Source organism: Microcystis sp. M165S2 (assembly GCF_020245885.1).
Lineage (GTDB): Bacteria > Cyanobacteriota > Cyanobacteriia > Cyanobacteriales > Microcystaceae > Microcystis.
Window position 1 is genome coordinate 1 of record NZ_JADBTZ010000283.1, and the last position, 8138, is coordinate 8138.

At 44.0% G+C, this 8138-nt stretch carries 9 protein-coding genes; 3 read left to right on the forward strand and 6 right to left on the reverse strand.

Annotation, left to right across the window (positions count from 1 at the left end; genetic code table 11):
• The coding region (locus IM479_RS14305; RefSeq protein WP_287686009.1) for a DUF2887 domain-containing protein at positions 1-349 on the forward strand (349 nt) is incomplete at its 5' end.
• A gap of 215 nt (positions 350-564) precedes the next feature.
• Here the strand turns inward: IM479_RS14305 and IM479_RS14310 are convergent.
• Positions 565-2190, reverse strand: a complete 1626-nt coding sequence (locus tag IM479_RS14310; RefSeq protein ID WP_287686013.1) for an SUMF1/EgtB/PvdO family nonheme iron enzyme — start codon at positions 2188-2190, stop codon at positions 565-567.
• 384 nt (positions 2191-2574) lie between these two features.
• On the opposite strand from IM479_RS14310, the gene hemC reads away from it, so the two are divergent.
• Positions 2575-3534 carry a hydroxymethylbilane synthase gene (gene hemC / locus IM479_RS14315; protein ID WP_002778319.1) on the forward strand — a complete coding sequence of 320 codons (960 nt, stop codon included), beginning with the start codon at positions 2575-2577 and terminating at the stop codon, positions 3532-3534.
• 236 nt (positions 3535-3770) lie between these two features.
• On the opposite strand, the gene IM479_RS14320 is transcribed toward hemC, so the two are convergent.
• The 5 genes from IM479_RS14320 to IM479_RS14340 all read right to left on the reverse strand — a co-directional run bounded on the left by IM479_RS14320 (position 3771) and on the right by IM479_RS14340 (position 7927).
• A complete protein-coding gene (locus IM479_RS14320; RefSeq protein WP_287686010.1) occupies positions 3771-4082 on the reverse strand; it encodes a ferredoxin in 312 nt (103 codons plus the stop codon).
• A 312-nt stretch (positions 4083-4394) separates the two neighbouring features.
• Complete coding sequence (locus IM479_RS14325) at positions 4395-5165, reverse strand: peroxiredoxin-like family protein (RefSeq protein WP_287686011.1); 771 nt, start codon at positions 5163-5165, stop codon at positions 4395-4397.
• Entirely contained in the window at positions 5162-6298 is a 1137-nt protein-coding gene (locus IM479_RS14330) for an anhydro-N-acetylmuramic acid kinase (protein WP_425185033.1), read from the reverse strand. Before IM479_RS14330 ends, IM479_RS14325 begins: the two co-directional genes overlap by 4 nt.
• A gap of 33 nt (positions 6299-6331) precedes the next feature.
• A complete protein-coding gene (thiS, locus tag IM479_RS14335; RefSeq protein WP_002751314.1) occupies positions 6332-6541 on the reverse strand; it encodes a sulfur carrier protein ThiS in 210 nt (69 codons plus the stop codon).
• A 369-nt stretch (positions 6542-6910) separates the two neighbouring features.
• On the reverse strand, positions 6911-7927 hold the full coding sequence (locus IM479_RS14340; RefSeq protein WP_287686012.1) for a thiamine phosphate synthase: 1017 nt from the start codon (positions 7925-7927) through the stop codon (positions 6911-6913).
• 91 nt (positions 7928-8018) lie between these two features.
• On the opposite strand from IM479_RS14340, the gene IM479_RS14345 reads away from it, so the two are divergent.
• The coding region (locus tag IM479_RS14345; protein WP_287699471.1) for a helix-turn-helix domain-containing protein at positions 8019-8138 on the forward strand (120 nt) is incomplete at its 3' end.

The window sequence follows — 8138 nt, forward strand, 5'->3', positions numbered from 1 at the left end:
ACTTTTAGAATTGATAGAGACAATCTTGGTTTATAAGTTACCCCAAGTCAGTAGAAAGGAGATAGAAGCGATGTTTAGTTTAAGTGATTTAAAACAAACTAAAGTGTATCAGGAAGCTTTAGAGGAAGGTAGAGAGGAAGGTAGAGAAGAAGGTAGAGAAGAAGGTAGAGAGGAAGGTAGAGAAGAAGGTAGAGAGGAAGGTAGAGAAGAAGGCCGACAAGAAGGCAAATTAGCGGCAAAATTAGCCTCTATTCCTCGTTTATTGGCATTAGGATTAAACTTTGAACAGATAGCACAAGCTTTAGAATTAGATATCGAACAGGTTAGAGAAGCAACTCAAAGGGAATAGGAAAAGTTCAACGCGATCGCACTAAGGTTCGATAGCGTATCATGCTAAACGACTTTTATACTATAGCAGACAGACTAGCTGTGTCATCATTAGACATCTCCTAAAAAGTAGAGACAATTCATGAATTGTCCTACCGAAAATCTCAAAAAAAAATCGCCCCGCCGCTAGGCGGGAAAGAGAGAAAAAAAGAAAAAAGGGTAAAAAGAGTAAAAGGATTACAGAGTCCTCCCAGCACCGCACACCACCCGAAAACCGAGGAAGTTGAGGGGGTAGTCGCGGCGGTTGACGAGGCTGCGGGAAGCAGAACGGCAGAGAACTGGATGGCTGCACCAAGAACCGCCCCGCAGTATTTGAAAATGATTATCCCTTATCAGCCAAGCACTGCCATCCCTTGGCGCATTCTCATAGCTATCATGCCAATTGTCCTCGCACCACTCAAAAACATTGCCACTCATGTCATAGAGTCCCCAAGCATTGGGCTTTTTCTGGCCCACAGGATGAGTTTTATCCTGAGAATTTCCGTCATACCAAGCGTAATCTCCTAACTGATTAGCATCATCACCGAAATAATAGCGAGTAGTGGTCCCCGCACGACAAGCATATTCCCATTCCGCTTCCGTCGGTAGGCGATAGGTTTTCCCTGTTATTTGACTCAATTTCTGACAAAAAGCTTGAGCATCGTTCCAACTAACATTTTCTACCGGATTTTGCAGATTATTTTTCAACCAAGAGTTGTTTTTAAAATGAGAGGGATTTTTTCCCATTACCGCTTCATATTGTGCCTGAGTCACTGGATATTTCCCGATCGCAAAACTGTTGACTTTAACTTGGTGTTGAGGCTTTTCATAACTTTCAGCATTGGGATCACTGTCAGGAGATCCCATGAGAAACTCACCTGCTGGTAAGCTCACCATCTCTAGTGTGACTCGATTGGGTAGGTTTTCGGTAAATGGAGTAGGTGAAGCAATTAGGGGTATTGGTGAAACAGGCTTTTTGACTGCTGCCGGTGCTGGTGGAGGTGACGGGGGAGAATTCCATCCCACAGGTTGTAAGGCATTTAAAACCTGTTGTGCTGTCCATCTTTGTTTTCTATCTTTTTGCAAACACCCTTCAATAATTGGTTTAAACTCTTTCGGTAAACTAGGGATTTGTAGCTCACAATTCATCACCTTTGCCATTAATTGGTTAATATCATTATTAAACTTATAGGGAAGTTGATTAGTCGTCATTTCGATTAACATAATACCCAATGACCACAGATCCCAAGCCGATGAAATATCACCTTTAAAGGCTTCGGGAGGCATATAAATAATTGTCCCGCTATTATGTACTGTTTGAGTGTGGCTTTTGTTATTTAAAGTTCTAATTAAGCCAAAATCTGCTAACTTGTATTGTTGATTAACCCTCAGGATATTACCCGGTTTTAAATCTCGATGGACTTTATTTTGTCCATGAAGATAATTTAAGCCCTGGGCGACTTGAGCAGTAATATTTTTAATCTCCCCCGATGACAAACCGCCTTTTTGAATGTGATTTTCTAGGCTACCCTGTGCCAGTTCCATCACTAAATAAAGCATCTCCGTATTGAGAAAACGAAATTCCCCCACCGAATAAGCTTTAATTAAATTAGAATGTTCTAATTTTCTGGCATTTTGTAACTCAATTAATTTATCATCGCTACTTTCGGGAATAACTTTAATTGCCACTTCTTGAACCGATGTATTTCTGACTATTTCACTGGCATGAAATACACCTCCAAAACCCCCCGCACCGATAAACTTATTAAGACGATAAGAGTTTATTTGTTGTCCTTCTAACATCTTCATCATTTGGTCTAGCATGATAATAACTCCTGAATTAGTCAATTTTTCCGTTAAAATATTGTCATTGGTTAGACTCTGTTTTAACCTTGGTTTTTCTATTTTAACTTGAGCTTTTAGCTTTGCTGTGCCATGGGGAATAATGGTTTTACTCTGCTTAATTCAACCTATAGCCGCAAAAACTTTTACCTCATCATCCTATTCTAGTAAACGGATTGCGAGAGATTAAACAAACCTATGACTATTTCCCTAAAACTCCATCACCCCATCCCCCACTCCCCCAAAAATATTAAGAGATGTAACTATTTACCCCCAACCCAGAAAGTGATTACTCAACAGGGGTGAGATCAGGATAGTCTAGATCGAGCAGTCAGATAGATGTTTAGTTAAATTCCTACTTCAGATATGTCCGTTTCTAGTCCTCCTCGTTCCCTGCGTATCGGTTCCCGTAAAAGTCAGTTAGCCCTAGTACAAACCTACTGGGTACAGGCAGAATTGAGTAAACACCACCCCCATCGACAGTTTGAGGTGGAGACGATGAGTACCCAAGGCGATAAAATTCTCGATGTGGCCTTGGCGAAAATCGGTGATAAGGGTTTATTTACCAAAGAATTAGAAGTGGGAATGTTGGATAGATCGATCGATCTTGCCGTCCATTCTCTCAAGGATCTGCCCACTAATTTACCCGAAGGCTTAATCTTGGGTTGCGTCACCGAAAGAGTTAATCCGGCCGATGCTTTGGTGGTAAATAGCAAAAATCAAGACTATCAATTAGATAATTTACCAGAAGGTTCAGTAATTGGGACTTCTTCTCTGCGTCGATTGGCCCAGTTGCGTCACCATTATCCCCATCTGACTTTTAAAGATGTGCGCGGCAATGTCAACACCCGTCTGGCCAAACTGGACGCGGGAGAATACGATGGGATTATTCTGGCAGTAGCGGGGTTAGAAAGGTTAGGATTAGGCGATCGAGTTCATCAGGTTATTCCGGCGGAGATTTCTCTCCATGCGGTGGGACAGGGGGCTTTAGGGATAGAATGCCGCGATGCTGATCCGGAGGTCTTGGAAGTCCTAAAAGTGTTGGAACACGCCCCTAGCCGCGATAAATGCTATGCTGAACGCGCTTTTTTACGGGAGTTGGAGGGGGGCTGTCAAGTTCCCATCGGAGTGAATACGGCGATCGAGGATGGTATCCTAACTTTAACGGGTATGGTGGCTAGTCTCGACGGTAAGCGCTTGATTAAGGACTCGGTTAGCGGTGATCCTAGCCATGGGGAAGCTTTAGGACGAGATTTAGCCCATAAACTGCGCGATGCTGGTGCTGGAGAGATTTTAGCCGAGATTTTCGCTGAAGTGGGACGATAATCAGTGATCGGTTATCAGTTATCAGATTTGGGTTTTAAGTGAGCGGTATTAGAAGGTTCAATACAAATATGGTCAGATATAGTCAAGCAAGGTAATATGAGGACATGAAACTATCAGACTATCACTGTCGAGTCAAGAGCCAAAAATACAAATAGAGCGAGAACTGTCGCTCTTGCAGTTCCCGCTCTATTATCGTTGTATTGTTGGACTGTCTAACTCCCAAATATTGAGTTAAATTAGTACAACTCTTCTTCTTTGTGGGTGACGATCACACAGTTAGAAGTAGGATAGGCGACACAGGTGAGGACATAACCCGCTTTAATTTGATCGTCATCTAAGAAAGATTGATCGGATTGATCAACGCTACCGGATTCGATTTTACCAGCGCAAGCAGAGCAAGCACCAGCACGGCAAGAAAAAGGTAAATCTAATTTTTTTTCTTCTGCTGCCTCGAGAATATATTCATTATCGGGAACATCAATTGTATGGTCGCCATCGGGTGTTTTCAGGGTGACTTTATAAGTGGTTGTCTTTATTTTCTTTGCCATAGGTTGTTGCTCAATCTCAAAATCCCTTCTCTCCCCGTTTAAACTGAACGGGTCGAATGAGTTTCCTTTTTGATACTACGGGAAAATTTACCCGGCTCAACTTACCATTAGTAATGACAGCCTTAAATAAACTTAAAATAATATTTACTTATCTCTTGAGTAAATAACTCCCGATAGTTGTGGATGAATCGTCAAATAATTTCATCAATCTTTAGGTAATAAGTGGTCGGACAACATTAAAGTTTTTTAGCCATCAGCTGGAAAAGCTAAAAGTCAAGAGTTGGGAGTGGGCGAGATGCAGAAGAAAAAAGCTTAATCCTGCAAAAAAGCGAGAGGATAACTCATATTCTCAGCAAATCCCAAGATACCTCGATCGCGATGCTCATAGAGTAAATTTCCTTGACTATCAAATAAAAAAGTCCCTCCCCGTTGGGTTAGATAACTACTATCGGGGACATAGGTTGACCAATTGCCCAAAACTTGACCCATATTACGGAGTCTCAGGGTGGCTAATTCAAAAGGTCGCTGAAAACCTTGACCCCCAGCAAGATTGAATAGGGAACCCCGGAAAGGTGGTAAAGGCCGCGCTTGTATTGTTTCCTCCTCGGCAATTAATTGGGGGGCTTTGCGATCGCCAAGATAACCCCGCAGCACTTCGGCCAGAGTCCCCGGACTACCCACACCCGCACACATGAAAATTAGATTTAACCAAGCATTTTGCCCGGGGGAAAATCTGGGTAATTTTAACGATAAACCGCGATACAGTCCCAATAAATTATGTAATTCGGCTTTGGGGTCAACAAAAAGCCAATCTTGCCGAAATTTCGTATATTCAGCGAATTTTAAACCTGAATTGCGATCGCCGATACCGATGGACCGAATGGTTATCCCGGCATTTTGCCAAAGGGCTGCCTCTTTTTCTAACCACCAAGCGTATTCGAGACTGTCAAAATCTCCCAATTGCGGCCAAACAAGAATTAAAAGACGTTTATACCCAGTACAATCGCTTAAAATTGGCACTATTTGCCCATCGCTGACCCTTTGGCGTTGAATTGTTGAAAATATTTCATAGCTGCTGCTCATAGGTAAATTTCTCCTAATAAAACCGCTGCTTTTGCCCCCGTGACTTTCGGTAAATTACCGGGGAAATTGTGCCAGCGCCAATAGGCCAAGAGGGCAAAAGCGATCGCTTCTTTAAAATCGCTATTTAATCCTAACTGATCGGTGGTCAAAAGCTTGACATTTGACCCCAAATGTGCTAGGAGTCGTTGGCGCAGGTAGGCATTGCGAGCGCCACCACCGCAGAGCAGCACTTCCGCGGGCATTTCTGGCAAAAAGGTTTGATAGCTGTGGGCGATCGAAATGGCGGTTAAATCGGTTAAACTAGCCAACCAGTCGGCATCACTGAGGGAATAAGCTTGGGCATCCTGGCGCAATTGGGCTAGATAGGCGGGGCTAAATAACTCTCTGCCAGTGGATTTAGGAGGATATTGTTGAAAATAAGGCTCCTGTAGCCATTTATGAACTAATTCGGAGCAGGGTTGACCCTGAGCCGACCATTGACCGTTATGGTCGTAGGTTTGTTGGCCTTGGCTCAAAAATTGTACGGCCAAATCGATGAGGACATTACCGGGGCCAGTATCCCAACCGAAAATTTTTTGCTGCCAATTTTCCCTTTGTCGGGGGGGTAGATAGGTTAAATTGCCAATACCACCGATATTTTGGACGCAGCGGGTTTTAGTGGGGTGAGAGAGCAGATAAGCGTCAATTTTCGGCACTAGGGGCGCACCGTGACCAGCTTGGGCGATATCGGCAGCGCGAAAATTACTAATGGTGGGAATACGGGTAATTTTTGCGATCGCTGCTCCCCGTCCTAATTGTACTGTGTAACCGAGGCGATCGTTTTCGGGGGGTCGATGAAAAACGGTTTGACCGTGACTGCCGATTAATTGGGCTTTTGGGGCTTCTTTTTGGATATTTAAAGCGGCATGGGCGAATTCTGCGGCGATATCATCATCTAAGCTGGCTAAAGCTTCAATAGATAGCTTTTCTCCCCCACAGACTTGCAAAATTGTCTCTCGTAATCGGGGGGAATAGGGATAGGTTTCTCCAGCTAATAACTGCACCTGTGGAGATTCCACAGTACCGCTAATCTCCACTAAAGCGGTATCGATGCCATCCACCGATGTGCCACTCATTAAACCGATAACTAACAAGTTTTTTCCCTCAAGTGTCGATTGTTGATTATTTTATCCCCCTCCGACAATAGTAACAATTTCTAATTTATCCCCCTCCTTGATTTCGGTGTTTTCCCAATACTGACGATGGAGGATTTCCCCGTTATATTCCACGGCAACTAACCGAGGATTCATGCCCAAATTTTCTAGCATTTGCGGTAGTTTAGTTGCGGGTAAACAGGTTTGAGTTTTGCCGTTGATTTGCAAGGTTATTTCTGACATGGATTTGGATATGAACGAATCAAGTTAATCGGAGGAGACAGTATTCTCCGAGACAGTATTCTCCGAGACAGTATTCTCCGAGACAGTATTCTCCGAGACAGGAGACAGTATTCTCCGAGACAGTAAGCTAAACGGCACTTAACCTGCATGATCCAATAGCTATAACCCTTTTGGAGTCTATATCGGTGATCCGAAGTAAAAGCCGTTTAGCTTATTCTCCGAGACAGTATTCTCCGAGACAGTATTCTCCGAGACAGTATTCAGGAGATTATTTTTATTTATTCTTTCTACACCCCATCTCCCCATTTCCCCATTTCCCCATTTCCCTACACCCCACACCCTACACCCTACACCCCACACCCCCGTTCCCTACTTTAATTGGTTTAATAATTGTTGTGTCACCACCTCGGGATGCTGCGCTTCCATGATGGCCCGGACTACAGCTACCCGCTGCGCTCCTGCCTCTAAAACCTCTTTAATGTTACTACTATCAATACCACCGATCGCAAACCAGGGTAAAGGGCAATTTTCCCGCGCATAACGGACATATTCCAATCCTGCGGGTGCTTTTCCCGCTTTCGTGGGGGTGGCATAAACTGGACCGACTCCCACATAATCGGCCTTTTCTTGGATTGCTTTGGCCATCTCTTGGGGATTAGTGGTGGACCGACCGATAATTGCCGTCGGACCGAGAAATTGCCGTGCTAGGGAAATCGGTACATCCTGTTGACCGAGGTGAACACCATCGGCAAGAATGGCCTGAGCAATATCGACGCGATCGTTCATAATAAACAAAGCATCGTAACGGTGGCATAACTCACACAGTTTAGCGGCCTCTTCTAAACGAATGGTATCAGCGGCGGTTTTATGGCGGTACTGCACCAATTTTAAACCTCCTTTTAGGGCTAATTCGACGATTTCTAGGAGATTTTCCACAGGAGAAGTGACTAAATAGAGGGGAGATGCTTGCAGTTTTTCCAGAGGTGGAGAGATTAATAGTTTACTCTCTAGCTGATAAACCCGATAGCGCAGCTGTTTACAGGCTATCCCTAGTTCCAGATCATAGAGTTTACCGTATTCTTCTAAAACCCTGAAAGCCTCCTGTACGCGAGCGAGATTGGCCTGCAGCAGTCCCTCGACAGTCTCGCGGATTTCTTCCCTGGGATGGCTTAAATCCCTGCCGATATCGCCGGCTGTGTCCCGATGTCGTTTAAGATCGATCGAGTGCCAACTAGCTAATTGATGGCGCATTTCTTTACATTCTTGGGCTAAATCGGGATTATCTAAGCCAAAACGACACCATTCTTCGATAATTCGCAGTCCTTCTCTGGCGCGGTCAAGGTTAGCATCAAGAATCCGTTTAATCGCCGTAGTTTCTAGTTTCATCGAAAATTTTGGGTCTGAAACCCCGTCGTTCTACGACGGCTTTACTGTTAAATACTAGCGCATTTACCAAATATATGCTAAAATGTGAGACATGGAAAAAGCCTATTCGTTTCGATTTTACCCCACACCAGAACAAGAGTCGCTATTGCGGCGCACTTTGGCCTGTGTAAGATTAGTTTACAATAAGGCTCTCCATCTCAGAACACAAGCA